Below are 16199 nucleotides of genomic sequence, written 5' to 3' on the forward strand. Positions count from 1 at the left end.
GCGCCACTGAGATGTCCGCCTGTCAGGAGACCAGGGAACATGAGCGCCAGAACCGAGGGCTACGAGCCTGACCGGGCCGCCGATCCCGACGCGCGTACCCAGGATGACGTGGCCGCGGCCCTCGCCCGCATCGTCGACGACCGGCGGCGTCGGCTGCCGGCGGCCCGCGCCCGGGTGGAGAACTGGCTGGCGGCCAGCGAGATCCTGGCCACGCTGCCGGCCGCGCTGGCGGCGCTGCCCGCGGAGCTCGCCGCGGCCACGGAGATCGAACGCGCCGCGCTGGAACTGCGCTCCCCCACACTCGGACGTGAACTGGCCGAGGTGGTCGAGTCGTTTCGCGCCGTCGTGCGCCGGTTCTCCCGGGAGACCGTGACGATCGCCGCCAGCGGTGAGGCGCGGGTCGGGAAGAGCACCCTGCTGCAGTCCATCACCGGTCTCGGCGACGGGCAGCTGCCGGCGTCCACCGGTTCCCGGGTGACCGCGGCGCGCATCGTGGTCTTTCATTCCCCGGCCGCCCAGCGGGCCACCCTCACCCTGCATTCCTTCGAGAGCTTTCGACAGCACGTTCTTCGGCCGTACCACGTGGGCCTGAACATTCTTCCGGTGCCGGCGTCCCCGGAGGAGTTCGCCCGCTACCGGTATCCGGAGGTCACCGACCTCGCGAACGAGGAACGCGGTGGCCACCGCCAGGCGGCCCTGCTGCGCCGGCTGCGGGACATGCAGGACTCCTTCGGGTCCTACCGGGAACTGCTGCGCGGCACCGAGCAGGACATCGCGCTTTCCGACGTCCGCGGCTACGTCACCTACCCACCGGCGTCGCAGGAGGCCGCCGGTGGCGCGAGCCGCCCCTACCTCGCGGTCCGCGAACTGCGCGTCCACACCCCGTTCCCGCACGCGCGGGTGGACCGGCTGGCGGTCGTCGACCTGCCGGGTCTGGGCGAGGTGTCGGCGGAGGCGCACATCCACCACATGGAGGCGTTGCGCGACGACGTCGACCTGGTCCTGCTCGTGAAACGGGCGGGTCAGGGGCTGGCCCTGTGGCGGGAGGAGGACGAGCAGAACCTCGACCTGCTCGACGAGGCCCGCGGGCCGATCACCGCCCGGCGTGACCGGGAAACGGATTCGCCAGAACGAGGACGAACTCACCGGGGACCTGCTCGCCGGCGAGTTCCGCGCGGGTTCGCTGTCGGGCACGGAGAGCGTCAACTACTACCACATGCAGATCACGCCGGACGATGTTCCGGGCGAGGGCCTGGCCATGACGTTCATGGACTTCCCCGGCCGGCTGCTCACCCCGTCCGAGCGGGCCACCCGAGCCGCGGAATGGGCGGAGATCCTGGCCTTCACCCGGGTGAGCACCGCCCTGCTGATCCCGATCGACGCGGTCGTGCTCATGGAGGCGCGCACCAAGGACCAGCACCGCGCGATACCGCGCCTGCTGGGCCTGGGCGACGTCCGGACAGTCGCGGAGACCTGGGCGACAAGCCGCAACACCCGGCGCGGCGAACCGGCCACGGTGATCTTCTGCCCGGTGAAGTGCGAAAGCTACTTCACCGACCAGGGCGGCCGTGGCCGCGACCGTTCCCACGAACTCGCCCGCAGGATGCAGGAAGTGTACGCGAACGTGGTCGACACCATCCACCGCGAGGCGGGCCACGCGCAGCTGCTCTACGCGCCGATCGACAGCATCGGCTGCGTCGAACTCGTCGATCCGCACTGGACGCTCATCGACGGCGGGAAAATACTGGAACCCGACCCGGAGTTCCTGGTCCGCCCACCCGGTCGGCGCAGTGTCGTCGGAGCCAAGGACGTTCTCATCCCGCTGGTGAGCCAGGCCGTCAACGCCGCCCGACAGAGTGCGGAGAACCTCGAGAAGGCCGCCCGGGCCGAACAGGAACGACGCACCGAAGTGAACGGCCTCACCTTCTGGGACGCCGCCTCCAGATTCGGTTTCTGGACCGAGGTGCGGGACCGGATGGACGGCGCCACGAAACGTCGGAAAACGCTGAAGGAAGGCGCCACCGTCGAGGCCGCCGCGGCCCTGCGTACCCTCGACGCCTACGACAACGTGCTCGCCGGGATCAGCAACCGCAGCTACGGCCCACGGGTTCGCACCCTCTAAGGAGATCCCATGCGCGTCACGGTGATGACCAGGGGTCGCGCCCGGGCGAACGACTACACCTTCTTCCCCGAACCACCGGCGGACTCGTGGTGGCGCGCCTACGGCTCCCACACGTCCTTCGAGCACCCGACCCTGCTCGTCGAGTCGGACGGCCAGGCAGGTACGTGGCGTCTGTACGCCGGCGGCATTCCCTCCAGACGGAGGGATTCGCAGGCGACCCGCATCCGGTACTCCTGCGTTCTCGACGGCGGCACCGGCGAGGCCGAGGGTGTCGGCCTCGCCCGGGCCCTCGTCACCGCCTGGCTGGTCGAGGACGAGCGCGCCAGACTGGGCCGCCGCCTCGACCAGTGGGCCGGTGAGGACATCGTCGACGCCTGGTACCTGACCGACACCACCCGCCCCGGGCCCGACGAGGTCGCCCACGCCGTCGCCGCGGCGGTGGATGTCACCGGCCCGCACGAGGCCACGCCGACCGCCGAGGCCACCGCTCCCTGGCCGTGGCCTGGGGACGTCGTGGTGGGCAGCCTGGCCGCCGACGAGGCGAAGGAATCCCTGCTCACGCTGGTCACCGCACTGCTCACGGGCACGGCCGCCGGGGCCGCCGTCCTGCTGAACCTGCTGGACTTCGGCAGATGGCCCAACCCGTCACCCGACCTGGTCGCCCTGGTCAGCCGCAGCGGCCCGGACGTGCTGATCCTCGACCCGCACAGCGCCACCCCCTTCGCCCTGGCCGCCCCCACGGCGTCGACGCCGACGCCGACGCCGACGGTGCCCGAGGTGATGCGCGGCCCAAAAGGCCCGTTCCCGGCCCGCCGGATTCTGCTCGGGGCGATTCCGCTGATAGCCCTGGCGACACTGACAGCAGCCCTGACTCTTGGTTTCCTGTTCCTGCACAGGTGAAATCGGTCTTCGGATTCCTCAAGGGCGCCCACGACTATGTCCACTCCAGTCGCCATCCTCGAGCACAGCCGCTTCTCCTGCTCGTCTCACCCGTGCTTCTCAGCGGCCAGGGCAGCGTCCTGCTCAGCCCGGACCCCTGGACGCTGCCCCGCTATGACATGACAGCCGTCAAGGACGTTCCGGGCGAACTGCGGTGGATACTCCACGCCCGCGCCGGCCTGACTGTTCGAATCGGCCACAGGATCGACAGTTTCGACCGCCCGGGCGGCGAATCCCAACAGTACTACAGCTGCCAGGTGGCCGATCCAGAGCTTTCCCAGCCGACGACCGAACACCAGTGGTTCACGGAGATCCAGGCGACGGAGAAAATCGACGACGAGTTCGACCTTGACATGATTCGGTGGGCGTTCTCCGCCCATGACCACTAGCCAGTGGCGGATGAGAGGTGCGCGGTGGGAGATTTCCTGACGGACCTGTTCTCGTTGGACGGACGTTCGGCGGTGGTGACCGGGGCCACCTCCGGGATCGGCCGGGCCATCGCGGGCGCACTCGGCCGGGCGGGAGCCCAGGTCGTCGCACTGGGCCGCCGCACCGACGCGCTCACCGCGGTGGTGGCCGAACTGCGCGCCGCCGGGGGCGCGGCGGAGGGCATCAGCGTTGACCTGGCGGATCGAGCGGAGCTGCGTCGGGTGGCGGAGCGCGCGGCCGAGCCGTTCGGCGAACCGGACATCCTGGTGACCGCGGCAGGCGTGAACCTACGGCCGCCGTTCGGCGACCTCACCGACCAGCAGTGGGATCAGACGATGGCCGTGAACCTGGACGCGCCCTATCTGCTGGGCCGACGGTACGGGCCGGCGATGGCGGCGCGCGGCTGGGGGCGGATCGTCAATCTGGCGTCGCAGCAGACGATTCGGGCGTTCGGGAACAGCGGTGCGTACGGGGTGTCCAAGGCGGGCATCGCCGCGCTGACCAGATCGCAGGCCGAGGCCTGGTCGAAACACGGGGTGTGCTGCAACGCGATCGCACCCGGATTTGTTCGGACACCCATGACCGCCGCCGTTTTCGAGGACCCTGGGCGAGCGGAAGCCCTCGCGGCCCGTACGATGATCGGGCGCAACGGGGAACTCTCGGATTTCGTGGGTGCCGCGGTTTTCCTCGCCGGCCCGTCGGCCGCCTACATCACCGGGCAGACGCTCTTCGTCGATGGCGGCTTCTCGGCCACCTGAGCGGTGACCCCAGAACCTGTGACCCCAGAACCTGTGACCCCAGAACCTGTGGGCCCAGAAGTCGTGACCCCAGAAGTTGCGGGCCCACTCTCTGCCACTTCTAAGCTATAGCACGGTGGGGGGCTTGCCGCAAGACCCGGTGGATGCCGCAGAATCGCCAGCCGTGGCTGGCATCCGTGGTGGAACGGGTGCCCGGTCCGCGCGCAGTGGTCGTCCGCGACCTCCGACCGAAAGCTGGAGCTGACGCTGTTGAACTCCCTCACCACCAGCGCGTTCGACCTGCCCGAGCATCTCGCCGCGAAGGGCGACGAGGCTCTGGTCGGCGACGACGATCGGCACTTCGCCGCCATCACGGCCAGCCTCGAGCGGCAGATCGCCGAGCTCACCGAACGTCTCGTCCAGGCGCGTCGCCGGCCAGGCGGCAAGGGTCAGGCCGCGATGGACCGCGACCTGGAGGTGCACCGCCTCACCGACCGGCTGCGCACACTGAGCCGCTTCGGCCTGGATCTGTGCCTGGGCCGGATGGTCCACGCCGGCAGCCCAGACAGCCCAGACAGCCCAGACGGGCCGGTGTACATCGGTCGTCTCGGCCTGTTGGACCAGGCCGGGCGGCGGCTGCTGCTCGACTGGCGCTCCCCCGCCGCCGAGCCGTTCTTCGGTGCGACCCACGCGAACCCGATGGGTTTGGCGAGCAGACGCCGCTACCGCTGGACCCTCGGACGGATCACCGACTACTGGGAGGAGGTCTTCAGCACGGACGGCACCGGCGAAGCTGGGACGCTCGAAGGGCATGCCGCGCTCGACGACCAGTCCGCCTTCATCGCGAGCCTGGGCAGCAGCCGCTCGCCCCGGATGCGGGACGTGCTGGGCACCATCCAGGCCGATCAGGACGCGATCATCCGCGCGGGCTCGCGTGGCGCGCTGGTCGTCGACGGCGGCCCCGGCACCGGCAAGACCGTCGTCGCCCTGCACCGCGCCGCCTACCTGCTCTACGCCGACCCGCGCCTGCGCCAGCGCCGACGCGGCGGTGTGCTGGTCGTCGGCCCCCACCAGCCCTACCTGGTCTACACCGCCGACGTCCTGCCAAGTCTCGGTGAGGAGGGCGTGCAGACCTGCACCCTGCGCGACCTCGTCCCCGAAAGCCCCGGCGTCCCCGGAGCGGTCGACGGTGCCGAGGAGCCCGCGGCGCTGGTCGAGCGGCTCAAGGCGTCGGCACGCTGGGTGGAGGCGATCGACACGGCCGTGCGCTTCTACCAGGAGCCACCGACGGCCACGGTGACGATCACGACTCCGTGGTCGGACGTCCGACTCACCGCCGACGACTGGGCGCAGGCGTTCGACGTGGCGCAGGTCGGCACCCCGCACAACGAGGCACGCGACCAGGTCCTCGAGGAACTGCTCACGATCCTCGAGGAGAAGTTCGCCAACGTCCTGGTCGGCGATCCCGACGGGGACGGCTACGAGGAGATTCCCCCCGAGCAGCTGCGCGCGGCCCTGCTGCGTGACCGGGGATTCCGCGGCGCGTTCGCACGGGCCTGGCCGCTGCTGGACGCACCCGACATCGTCGCCGACCTGTGGTCCGTGCCGGCTTACCTGCGCAGATGTGCGCCGTGGCTGAGCCGCGAGGAGGTCGGGGCGCTGCGCCGCGCCGACCCCCGGGCGTGGACGAACGCCGACCTGCCGCTGCTCGACCTCGCCCGCCAACGCCTCGGCGACCCGCGGTCCGCCCGTCGGCGCCGCCAGCAGGCGTCCGCGGCGGCGGCCGAGCGGGAACGGATGTCCCATGTCGTCGACAGTCTGCTCGCGGCCGAGGACGACTACGAAGGGGCTGCGACGATGCTCGTCGGCCAGGACATGCGCGACGCCCTGGTCGACGCGGACGCGTTCACCCGCACCGACCCCGACCTGCTCGCCGGCCCCTTCGCGCACATCGTCGTCGACGAGGCCCAGGAACTCACCGACGTGCAGTGGCAGATGCTGCTCGCCCGCTGCCCGTCACGCAGTTTCACCATTGTCGGCGACCGCGCTCAGGCCCGCCACGGCTTCACCGAGACCTGGCGGGAACGCCTCGCCCGGGTCGGTTTCGACGAGGTTCGGCTCGCCTCGCTCAGCATCAACTACCGGACGCCTCAGGAGGTGATGGCCCAGGCCGAACCGGTGATCCGCGCCGCGCTGCCCGACGCCAACGTGCCGACGTCCATTCGCGCCAGCGGCCTGCCCGTCACCCGGGCGGCGGTGAGCGACCTGGAGAGCATTCTGATCGACTGGCTGGACGGGCGGTCCGAGGGCACTGCCTGCGTGATCGGCACCGCGGATTTCCAGCCGTCGGAACGCGTCCGGTCTCTTCCCCGCGTTCAGGTGCTGACACCGACCCTCGCGAAGGGCCTCGAGTTCGATCTGGTGATCCTGGTCGACCCGGAGACCTTCGGCGTCGGCATCACCGGCGCGGTCGACCGCTATGTCGCGATGACCCGCGCCACCCGCCACCTCGTCCTGCTCTCCCCGTCTGATCTCGTCCGCACCTGATCTCGTTGGCACCTGATCCGGCCAGCACCTGATCCGGCCAGCACCTGATCCGGCCAGCACCTGATCCGGCCGGACGTCTGGCGCCATCGATCCCGCGCGATCAGAATCCGGAAGGCCGTCCGGGGCATCCACCTGGGCCAGGATGTCCCGGACGGCCACGACGATCAGAAGGATCGATCGATCAGCACGGCCATATGGTCAGCGAGGTGCGAATACGTTCGCCCATCCCATCGCACGGAAATGAATGTCCGGTGCGGGGGCTCGGTCAGAGGGCCGGCTCGGAGAGGGCGGCCTGGACGACGCGGACGACGTCGTTGATCGAGGAGAGGGTGAAGACGTCCTGGTCGTCGATCTCGATGCCGTAGGTGCGCTCGACCCGCGAGATCATGACGAGAACCTTCACCGAGTCCGCGCCTTCGGCTCCCCGCAGGTCCGAGTCCGGTGCGAGGCGGTCCAGTGGGATGCCGATCTCGCGATGCACGATCTCGGTGACGGTACGAAGGATCTCGTCTCGGGACACGGCGGTGGTCATGCTGACACTCCTTGCCTGGTCGGATGGCCGGGTCGGACCCGGGCTGGTCAGGCGGGCGTCTCGGCCGCGGCCAGGTCGGCCATGGCGCCACGGATGGATGAGTTGCGGCTGAGATCGAGACCCACGGCCGTCCCGAGCATGCGCCGGAGCTTCGCCTGCAGCTTGTCCAGGGCGTCGGGCGCGGAGATCTGGAGATAGACGTCGATGACGTCGTCGACGGTCTCGTAGCCCCGCATCTGTTCCACCCGCTGGTGCTTGTAGACGCCCACCGGGTGATTGAGCCGGGCGCTCGTCACGTAGAAGTGGATGCGCTCCAGCACCGACTTCAGCTCGTGTGGGTGCTGCTCCAGCCGGCGCTTCAGATAGTAGAGGAACTCGCGGGCGTGCCCCGCCTCGTCCCGGCTCGCCCGCAGGAAAAGATCGGCCAGAACGGGTTCCTCGACCCATTCCGACAACGCCCGGTAGACCGTGTTGACAATGATCTCGGAGATCACGTTCGTGGTCAGTGTCGCGCTCGGGGTGACGCCGGCCTCGTACGGCTCCCGCAACGCCTCGATCCTCGCCTGGTCGATGTGGACGTCGACCCCTCGCAGCCACGCCCGGAACGCGTAGTGGTGCTGGAGTTCCTGATAGGCCCAGACAGCGACGAAGGCCGAGCAGTCGTAGTCGTCGTCGAACTCGCTGAGGAATCCGTGCAGACCGGGAAGAGAGGTGGCCTCACCCATCACCACGCCCTTGACAAGGGGAATGTAGGCGGGCTGGACCAGATCGCGACGGATGTTGTCAAGATCGAGGTCGGAGACCTTCCACTGCAGACGCTCGTAGTGTGTGAAGACCTCGAAGCTGTGCGCCGTTTCCGGCGTGGCGGTCGGCATGGGAGAATCCCTCCTGGGTATTTCCTCGCAGCCCGTTCCGCCACCATATTCGGCCCGTCAGCCGCCGGCAACCATTGATCACACTATCCCAATCGCACAATCCACATTCGCTATCCCGTGGCGTCCGGGCTCTCCGCCGCCGCCGGTCGGAGGCGGACACGCACCCGCGACCCCGCCCACGATCCGCGCGCCCGCCGGCATCGCCCTGCGGTACAACCGGAACGGGCCCCCTGCCCGAGAGGGCCGAACCTGTCGAGAGGATCGTGCCCGTGACCTCGCCTTCTTCCCCCGCAACGGCCAGCGGGATCGCGTCCGGACCGCGCACACCCGGGTTCGGGGTGCATCTGGGATCGGTCAACCCCAAGGCCTGGGTGGACGTCGCGGTCGAGGCCGACCTGCTCGGGTTCGAGTCGGTGTGGGTGCCCGAGCACGTGGTCGTGCCGATCGAGACGAGCGGGAGCCCGTTCGCCGGGTCGGACCATCCGCCGATCCCGCCGAACGTCCCGGTGCACGACGCCCTGGCGATGCTGAGCTTCATCGCGGCGAAGACCACCAGGATAAAAATCGGTACAAATGTGTTTAATATTGGACTTCGCCATCCTTTTCTCACCGCACGGGCGGCGACGACGGTGGACATCCTCTCCGGTGGCCGGCTGGCCCTCGGGGTCGGCGCGAGCTGGCTGCGGGCGGAGTGGGACGCGCTCGGCCTCGACTTCGACACCCGCGGCGCACGGATCGACGAGATCCTCGACGTCCTGCGCCGGCTGTGGACCGAGGAGGTCGTCGAGCATCACGGCCGGTTCTTCGACTTCGGTCCGGTCACGTTCGAACCGCGACCGGTGCGCCCGAGCGGACCGACGCTGCACATCGGCGGGGACGGAGCCGCGGCACTGCGCCGAGCCGCCACGTACGGCACCGGCTGGATGCCGATGAACCACACCGCCGAGCAGCTACCGGCATCCCTGGAGCGCCTGACCGCCCTCGCCGAGCGCGCGGGACGCACCGACCCGCTGGAGGTCACCATCAGCGGCCAGGTGCGCCGGCCCGAGGACATCGAGCCCTACGTCAGGGCCGGAGTGACCCGGATCATCGTCCAGCCGTGGGCTCGCTCCCGGGAGGCGATCGACGAAATGCGGCGCTTCGCGGCGGATGTCATCGTCCCGCTGGGTGCCGGCTGAACCGACCGGGGCGGCATCGTTTTGCACCAGGCCCGCCGAGGCACGCCCAGTGCCACCGAGACGGCTCGACCGTGCGCCCTCGACCGGTACCCTGAGCCGACGCTATCAATTCAGCACCGCCACAAAATCTGCATACATACAGTATTTTTGGAACTACCCGCAGTAAAGCGATGCAGGTCGCAGGAAACAAGCCGCTTTCTTGTTGCATCGTTATAGATGTCAGCACTAATTGCGGGAGTGACCTAATGCATTCTGTGGACCACGTCACCATCGTCGGCCCGTCGGACGGCGGCTTAGGCATAGAGCTGCCTCGTCAGGACCTACGGCACCGCGCCGAGCTCGCGGGCCGCACCGACCGGACGGGCGCGCGCGTACGAGCCGCTCTGCGCTGCGCGAACGGGCCACTGCGCGCCCGCGTCCTCGCGCACACGCTCGACCTTCCGTCGTCCGAGGTCACCGCCGCCCTGCGGCGGCTCCAGGAACTCGGCGCCGCCACCTCACGGGACCGCAGGTGGACCGCCGTCATCGACGACTGAGTCGAACCCGGGGCGTCTGAGCCGAACCGGGACGACGATCCCGGCCGCTCGATCCCGGCCGCCCGACACCGAACCGCGATGCCCGAGGCGACGAGCCGGCCAACGAAGCTCCGGCTCGCCTCGACCCCGAACGACCCGCCGAGCACAGCACCGTCCTGGTCGAAGCACATTCGACGGACTCGGCCGACCACGGCCGGGTTTCCCCTGACGGGCGCCCCCGGCGGCGTCATCACGCGCGTCACATTATTGCGGTTTTATCAACGCCGGGCCGAGATGTTCCGTTGAAGACGAACTCACCGGTGATGGCGGTTTCGCCGTTCCAGCACGTGTCCGAGCCCGGATTGGTCTCGATGTTGTCCGTATCCGGCCCACCGTCGCGCATCTGAGCCGACGCGCAGGGGTCACTGCCCGGCGACCCTGCGTTCACCTCGACCGGGGACGCTTGTCACCGAGGGACCACGGACCTTCGGAGGCAGCGTGGCACGGTCGTCGGTCATCGTCACCGGCGCGGCGTCGGGGATCGGACGCGCGTGCGTGCACCTGTTCACCGAGCGCGGCTGCGACGTGGTGGCTGTCGACAACGACAGGTCCCGCCTCGAGGATCTGGCCCGAGCCGCCCGGGCTGACGGGTTGGCCGGACCGGGCGAGCTCGTCACGCTGGTCGGGGACGTGTCCAGGCAGGAGACGGGCACGGCCATGGTGCGCGCGGCGCTGGAGCACTTCGGCCGCCTCGACATCGCGGTGCTCAACGCCGGGATCGGCGGCACCCTGCCCTGGGAGGACGAGGGCGCGATCGCCCGGCTCGACGAGATCCTGGCGGTCAACGTGCGCGGCGTCGCGATCGGCATCCGGTCGAGTGTGCCGGCGCTGCGGGCCACCGGTGGTGGAGCGATCGTCGTGACGGCGTCCAGCGCGGGGCTCGCGGCCGACCCGGGCAACTGGGCCTACAACGCGTCCAAGGGCGCGGTGATCAATCTGGTCCGGGCGGCGGCACTTGATCTCGCCGCCGCGCACATCCGGGTCAACGCGATCGCCCCCGGCCTGACCGAGACACCGCTGATGGCCCGCCACCGCGACATCCCGGGGCTGGTCGAGGCGTCCAGCCGGCGCGTCCCGCTGCAACGCTGGGGGCTTGCCCGGGAGCAGGCCGCGGCCATCTGGTTCCTCGCGTCGGCCGACGCCGCCTACATCACGGGCGCCGTCCTGCCCGCGGACGGCGGCCTGACGGCGATGCACGGCGCCGTCCCCCCGCCACCCCTGGCCTGACGACCGACGGCCACACCTGGCCTGACGACCGCGGCTGGTGGCCGCACCAGCGGTGGCCTGCCACGGTGCAAGGGGGACGTGCAGGGCCGCACCTGATGGTTGCGCTCTTTGCGGGATCGGCCCAGCACGGTGTGATGTGTTCACCGGCGGACGCACAGACCGCGTCCCAGCTACCGAGGCGAGGAGGGCTCCTGGTGAGTACAACGGGATTCTCCTCCTGGGACTGCGGATTCCGCCGAGGGTTGCTGCCCCGCTCGCATTCGATCCCCCATCGCGGTGGGCGGATCGCCACGCGGGCGTGTATGGGCGGTGAGGCACACCGGGAGAGGACCGCACGCATCGCAATCCCAGGTCCTCTCCCGGACCCTGTTCCCACGACCAACCCCGCACCATCCGACCCGCGGACGACCGACCCGCGGACGACCGACCCGCGGACGACCGACCCGCGGACGACCGGCCAGCACACGACCGGCCAGCACACGGCGGTGCGGGCCGCCGCCGGGGCGTTGCCGTACTGGCGACGGCCGGCCTGCGCTCCCGGGCTGCGGTTCACCTGCCGCGACAACACTGTGATCATCCGCTACCGGTACGCCGGTCGGACATGCGAACTGCGGATGCCCCACGGGCTCTGGTCGCAGTTCGTCGACGACGTCCGGCGGGGACGGTTCGATCTGCTCGCCGTCGCCGACGGAGAGAACGGCTGGACGTCGTGGAGTCTGGGCCACGGTCAGGTCGCCCGCGGCCTGCCCGACGAAGTGATCATCCGGGTCGGCGCACGGCAGGACGAGCAGCGGGAGCGTCGGCTGCCCACGACGATCTGGGAGTTGATCCTCGTCGCGGTGCGGGCGCACGCCATCGACAACCTCGACGCGCCGACGCCCGTCCGACCAGGTGATCATCGGCCGTCCGGCTTCCTGCTCCTGCACGGCAGCGCCCTGCGCCCGACGACCCGACCACACACCGACGGCCAGGACCGGCAGCCAGGCGACTAGCCGGTTCGACACACGGCCCGGCGCGGTCCGCGGAGGGCTGACCGCGCCGGGTCACCGCACCCGACCCCGACCCCTGCCCCTTGGTCACCGGTCACCGGTCACCGGTCACCAGCCACCAGCCATCGGCTGGTTCGGACCAGGCGCCCCTGCGACGGGGACGCCTCAGCCCGACGGGCCGCTCGCCGCCCCCCACCCCATCGGCGAGTGGCCCGTCGGATGTTCGTGGCACCGCGCGCCGCCCGTTCGGGCCGGCCGACGGGTGCACCTAGGAGCCGGCGGCGACCGGTGGGCGTGCCCATCCGGGCATACCCCGCTGGCCAGCGAATTCAGTGTGATGCGCGCCAGGGGCCGGTTCCCCCCGGGTGCACCGGGGTGTTCCCACGGGGGTGCCCACGGCGGGCTCGAACCACCCCCACCGGACGGTTCTCGCGCGCCATCAGCCGCTGTACCACGGGTCACATCGGCGCCCCGCGCGGCGTCAGCGGTGACATTCCGATGGACCGGGATGCATTATCCGTCCTGGCCCGGAACAGATTCCCGCCGACCCGCCGACCCGGAAATCCACCCGCCTTGGACGCGGCCCTCGACAGGGTTTTCTGGCCGGTCGGAATGCTGTTCCGACCGGCCAGAACAGGGGATGTCAGACCGCGGCGAACGAGACCTCGGTCGACTTGATCAATGCTGTGACCTCGACACCCGGCTCAAGCCCGAGCTCCTCGGCAGCGGCCCGGGTGATGGCGGCGGTGATCTCCAGGCCCTCGCCCAGCGCGATGCGCGCCACCGACATGGCGCCGCCGGAGTCGAGGTCGACGAGCGTCCCGCGCAGCTTGTTGCGGATGCTCAGACCAGCGGTTTCGCGGATGGCCACCGAGATGTCCGTTGACTTGATCAGAGCGGCGACGGGGCTGCCCACGCCCACGCCCAGCTCCTTGATCGCATCCATGGTGACGGTGGCCGTCAGCGTGTGCCCACCGGAGATCTCCATGGCGACGGTCCCCATGACGGAGCCGTGGACAACTTCGCTCACAATCCCGGTGAATTGATTACGAATACTAAGGACCATGAATAAATCCTACCCGGTGGATGTATCGAAGGAGTTGCCGCGACGATGACTCACCTTGGCGATGCGATCGATACCGGAGCGCGACCGCCGCCGACGCCGCCACCCCTCATCCGACCACGCCACATACGGGGGGTGGCCCCCTACCCCGTTCGGGCATGAATCCGCCGGCACGGGCGCCACACGCGAGCTTGTTCCGCATCTGCGTCGAAATTGCTACCATCAGCCCGTAGTTGCGGCGCAAGAGGCCCGCAATGTGTCCGTGATCCGCGGGTGGGTCCAGGCAACGAGAAGGGATGAAGGTGATGTCGCCGCAGCTCAGCGTCGTTACTGTTGTTCCGGAGCGGCGCGGCGCCCCGGAAACCAGGGCGCGCGGCGGCCACCAGGTGCTGGCACCTTCGGGCGTCCGGACTTCTGTTCGTAGCCGGGCGTCAACAGAGTTGGTAATTTTTGAGCCGACCCGAAAAACGCCGGAAACCGACCGGCCCACCGGCGGCCGGCACCTTTGTTCTGACCCTTTCCCGCAGAGCCGATACGAGCCGACGAGCAGAGTAGGTGGCTGACGTGTTCTGGAGCGGTTCCGCGCACTCGCACGAGGAGACGAAACAGTGGCTCGCCCGTGTCGACGCCGTCACTCCGGTGCTGACCCAGGAGCGTGAACGGACCGAACGAGAACGGGTGACATCCCCGGCCGTCCTCGACGCGCTGCGGGAACAGGGCATCCACCGCATGTGGGTGTCCCCGTCGTTCGACGGCGGCGGCGTCAGCGTCCGCACCGGATCCGCCGTGTTGCAGGCACTCGCCCGCGTGGACGCGTCGGTGGCCTGGCAGATGGGCGTGCAGGGCGTCATCTCCCGGATGTCGGACTACCTGCCCGAGCAGGTCTCCAGGCTGTTGTTCGCCGAATCCGACGGCCTCGTGGTCGGCGGCATCAACCCGACCGGACAGGCCGAGGCGGTACCCGGCGGATACCGGCTTCGGGGCCGCTGGTCGTTCGCCAGCGGATCGACCCACGCCGACTGGCTGGTCTGCGCCAGCACCCTCACCAACGCCGCGGACGCCAGCAACCCCGCCGGCGGTACCAGCCCCGCCTGCGGTACCGAGGACGCCGCCCGGCCGCCGGCCACGCGCATGCTCTTCGTGCCCGCCGACGCGGTGCGATTCGACGACGACTGGCGGTCGATGGGGCTACGCGGCACCGGCAGCGTGAGTTTCACCGCCGACGATCTGTTCGTCCCCGCCGAGTTCTGCGTCGACGGGAGCCTGCTCCGCCGCCCGCCGCAGGATCGGCCCTCGCGGGGCTATCCCATCGCCTACTACGACTTCGGGCCGTTCACCACCGCGTCCACCGTCCTGGGAATCGCGCAGGACGCGCTGAGCGCCTTTCCCGGCATCGCCGTCGGCGCCGTTCCCGCCCGGGGGACGCAGACCCTCGCCGCCAGCCACACCGTGCAGGCCGGGCTCGCCCGGGCCGCCGGCCTGGTGCGCGCCGCGGAGCTCATGCTCGAGGACGCGGCCAACCACGCCGAACTGCGCTGTCCGCTCGGCGGCGAGGACCTGTCCGCGCTGATCAGACTGGCCGCGGCCACCGTGGGTGAGCACACCGTCCGGGCCGTCGACAGCCTGCACAGCCTGGCCGGCACCCGGTCACTGGCCGAGGGCAGCCGGTTGGATCGCTGTTTCCGGGACGTCCACAGCGCCGTCGCGCACATCACACTGGCGCCGACGAACTTCGAGATGGTGGGTGCCTACCTGCTCGGCGACGCGCTGATGATGCGACGATGACCGGGGCTCGCGGCGGACAGGCACGACGGCGGACGCTGCCCAGCCGGCGTCGCCCTCGTCCCCGCCACCCACGCACACCCGATCGACCGCCGTCCCGGCCCGGCCTCTCCCCGCGCCGGCCCGCGCGCGGCCCCGCCTCCATCCGCACGACGGCACCGGCCGAGCGACGGCGCCGACCAGGCGACGGAGCCGACCAGGCCACAGATCGAGCAGTAGTACTGACCGCTCCGATACAACCGCGACGATCAGCCCGACACGGCGTGATTCGGGTCAATAATCAGCGGATGGCCTTCACATCTCCCGGTAGGATGAGCACAATGCCCGCATTCGACGTGAAGACCGCCATCACCCTCCATCCGGCCAATCCGGTGGACGATTACTACAGATACCCTTTTGTCACCCTTTCGACAGTTTCAGACAGAACCGCGCCCCTGCGGGCGCGGAGGCCGACATGACGCACGCCTATCCCGCCATGGCCACGGCGCCGGCTGAGACCGAGGCCCCCGAGGTGCTGTTCGTCTGCACGCGGGGCGCCGGCCGCTCGCCGATGGGGGCAGCACTGCTCAGTCAGCACAGCCACGGTCGCATCCAGGCCCATTCGGCGGGCACCTGCCCCGCGCCGTGGACGCCACCCGTGGTCGTCACGGTCATGGCCGAACTCGGCATCGACCTGTCCGCGCACCAGCCGACCCCGCTCACCGACGACGCGCTGCGATCCGCCTCGGTGATCATCACGATGGGGTGTGGTGACGCGGTCCCGCAGTATCCGCATGCCCGGTACCTGGCCTGGGAGATCGACGATCCGGCCGGGTGCTCCCTCGACGAGGTCCGCTCCATCCGCGACGAGATCGACGCCCGGGTCCGGGCCCTGCTCTACAGCCTCGGCATCGCCGCCCGGGTCGGTCTGCTCCGCGGTGGCGCCATCCCCGGCAGCCCCGACCCCGACCGCCCGGGCGGTCCTGGTCTGGTCGCGGGCCCACGGATCGTCGGTGACGGGCCGTCCGCCCAGATCGGCGGTGCGTCGGTGAGCACGGCCGCGACGCTGACCGGTCAGATCGTCCGCGAGCCGGCGACGCTCGGCTACGGAGGCTGGCCACAGCGGCTACCCGTCCCGCCGCCGCGGGCCCGCCACCACCAGCTCGCCCTTGTCCGTGCGCCCCAGATCGGCCCCGTGCCACACGGCTGAGCCGGATCACCCGTA

15 protein-coding genes are annotated in these 16199 nt (G+C 70.1%); 11 read left to right on the plus strand and 4 right to left on the minus strand.

Features of this window, described 5'->3' with window-relative positions; genetic code table 11:
* Positions 1 to 59: 59 nt before the first annotated feature.
* On the minus strand, positions 60 to 491 hold the full coding sequence (locus tag MXD61_RS08280; protein WP_248812251.1) for a hypothetical protein: 432 nt from the start codon (positions 489 to 491) through the stop codon (positions 60 to 62).
* A gap of 614 nt (positions 492 to 1105) precedes the next feature.
* Between MXD61_RS08280 and MXD61_RS08285 the strand changes: the two genes are divergently transcribed.
* From MXD61_RS08285 to helR, 5 genes are all read left to right on the plus strand, one after another.
* Positions 1106 to 2122 (plus strand): hypothetical protein, encoded by a 1017-nt coding sequence (locus MXD61_RS08285; RefSeq protein WP_248812252.1) that lies wholly within the window; start codon positions 1106 to 1108, stop codon positions 2120 to 2122.
* Between the two features lie 9 nt (positions 2123 to 2131).
* Complete coding sequence (locus MXD61_RS08290; protein WP_248812253.1) at positions 2132 to 3022, plus strand: hypothetical protein; 891 nt, start codon at positions 2132 to 2134, stop codon at positions 3020 to 3022.
* Positions 3019 to 3450, plus strand: a complete 432-nt coding sequence (locus MXD61_RS08295) for a hypothetical protein (protein WP_248812254.1) — start codon at positions 3019 to 3021, stop codon at positions 3448 to 3450. Before MXD61_RS08290 ends, MXD61_RS08295 begins: the two co-directional genes overlap by 4 nt.
* A gap of 24 nt (positions 3451 to 3474) precedes the next feature.
* Positions 3475 to 4248 carry an SDR family oxidoreductase gene (locus MXD61_RS08300; protein ID WP_248812255.1) on the plus strand — a complete coding sequence of 258 codons (774 nt, stop codon included), beginning with the start codon at positions 3475 to 3477 and terminating at the stop codon, positions 4246 to 4248.
* A gap of 249 nt (positions 4249 to 4497) precedes the next feature.
* Positions 4498 to 6774, plus strand: a complete 2277-nt coding sequence (gene helR / locus MXD61_RS08305) for an RNA polymerase recycling motor ATPase HelR (protein WP_248812256.1) — start codon at positions 4498 to 4500, stop codon at positions 6772 to 6774.
* A 265-nt stretch (positions 6775 to 7039) separates the two neighbouring features.
* On the opposite strand, the gene MXD61_RS08310 is transcribed toward helR, so the two are convergent.
* Positions 7040 to 7306 carry an acyl carrier protein gene (locus MXD61_RS08310; protein ID WP_248812257.1) on the minus strand — a complete coding sequence of 89 codons (267 nt, stop codon included), beginning with the start codon at positions 7304 to 7306 and terminating at the stop codon, positions 7040 to 7042.
* Positions 7307 to 7353: 47 nt separating this feature from the next.
* Positions 7354 to 8181, minus strand: coding sequence for a ferritin-like domain-containing protein (locus MXD61_RS08315; RefSeq protein WP_248812258.1), 828 nt, complete (start codon positions 8179 to 8181; stop codon positions 7354 to 7356).
* Between the two features lie 269 nt (positions 8182 to 8450).
* Here MXD61_RS08315 and MXD61_RS08320 point away from each other — a divergent pair, with 269 nt between their 5' ends.
* The 4 genes from MXD61_RS08320 to MXD61_RS08335 all read left to right on the plus strand — a co-directional run bounded on the left by MXD61_RS08320 (position 8451) and on the right by MXD61_RS08335 (position 12153).
* The gene (locus MXD61_RS08320; protein ID WP_248812259.1) at positions 8451 to 9359 is read left to right on the plus strand and encodes an LLM class F420-dependent oxidoreductase; all 909 of its coding nucleotides are present in this window, start codon (positions 8451 to 8453) and stop codon (positions 9357 to 9359) included.
* A gap of 245 nt (positions 9360 to 9604) precedes the next feature.
* Positions 9605 to 9895, plus strand: coding sequence for a hypothetical protein (locus MXD61_RS08325; protein WP_163550492.1), 291 nt, complete (start codon positions 9605 to 9607; stop codon positions 9893 to 9895).
* 477 nt (positions 9896 to 10372) lie between these two features.
* Positions 10373 to 11161, plus strand: a complete 789-nt coding sequence (locus MXD61_RS08330; protein ID WP_248812260.1) for an SDR family NAD(P)-dependent oxidoreductase — start codon at positions 10373 to 10375, stop codon at positions 11159 to 11161.
* A gap of 194 nt (positions 11162 to 11355) precedes the next feature.
* Positions 11356 to 12153: a hypothetical protein gene (locus tag MXD61_RS08335; RefSeq protein WP_248812261.1), complete on the plus strand. Its 798-nt coding sequence runs from the start codon at positions 11356 to 11358 to the stop codon at positions 12151 to 12153.
* A gap of 640 nt (positions 12154 to 12793) precedes the next feature.
* Here the strand turns inward: MXD61_RS08335 and MXD61_RS08340 are convergent.
* A complete protein-coding gene (locus MXD61_RS08340; RefSeq protein WP_248812262.1) occupies positions 12794 to 13216 on the minus strand; it encodes a molybdopterin-binding protein in 423 nt (140 codons plus the stop codon).
* Positions 13217 to 13777: 561 nt separating this feature from the next.
* On the opposite strand from MXD61_RS08340, the gene MXD61_RS08345 reads away from it, so the two are divergent.
* Both MXD61_RS08345 and MXD61_RS08350 read left to right on the plus strand, forming a co-directional pair.
* Positions 13778 to 14998, plus strand: coding sequence for an acyl-CoA dehydrogenase family protein (locus MXD61_RS08345; RefSeq protein WP_248812278.1), 1221 nt, complete (start codon positions 13778 to 13780; stop codon positions 14996 to 14998).
* Positions 14999 to 15449: 451 nt separating this feature from the next.
* Positions 15450 to 16184: a low molecular weight phosphatase family protein gene (locus tag MXD61_RS08350; RefSeq protein ID WP_248812263.1), complete on the plus strand. Its 735-nt coding sequence runs from the start codon at positions 15450 to 15452 to the stop codon at positions 16182 to 16184.
* Positions 16185 to 16199: the final 15 nt, after the last annotated feature.

This window comes from Frankia sp. AgPm24 (genome assembly GCF_023243055.1).
Classification (GTDB): domain Bacteria; phylum Actinomycetota; class Actinomycetes; order Frankiales; family Frankiaceae; genus Frankia; species Frankia umida.

Bases quoted from the DNA above. Each gene is read 5' to 3' on its own strand.
- MXD61_RS08315 (WP_248812258.1), bottom strand. From the start codon at position 8,181: ATGCCGACCGCCACGCCGGAAACGGCGCACAGCTTCGAGGTCTTCACA.
- MXD61_RS08280 (WP_248812251.1), bottom strand. From the start codon at position 491: ATGCGCGCCGCGGTCACCCGGGAACCGGTGGACGCCGGCAGCTGCCCG.
- MXD61_RS08325 (WP_163550492.1), top strand. From the start codon at position 9,605: ATGCATTCTGTGGACCACGTCACCATCGTCGGCCCGTCGGACGGCGGC.
- MXD61_RS08340 (WP_248812262.1), bottom strand. From the start codon at position 13,216: ATGGTCCTTAGTATTCGTAATCAATTCACCGGGATTGTGAGCGAAGTT.
- MXD61_RS08350 (WP_248812263.1), top strand. From the start codon at position 15,450: ATGACGCACGCCTATCCCGCCATGGCCACGGCGCCGGCTGAGACCGAG.
- MXD61_RS08310 (WP_248812257.1), bottom strand. From the start codon at position 7,306: ATGACCACCGCCGTGTCCCGAGACGAGATCCTTCGTACCGTCACCGAG.
- MXD61_RS08290 (WP_248812253.1), top strand. From the start codon at position 2,132: ATGCGCGTCACGGTGATGACCAGGGGTCGCGCCCGGGCGAACGACTAC.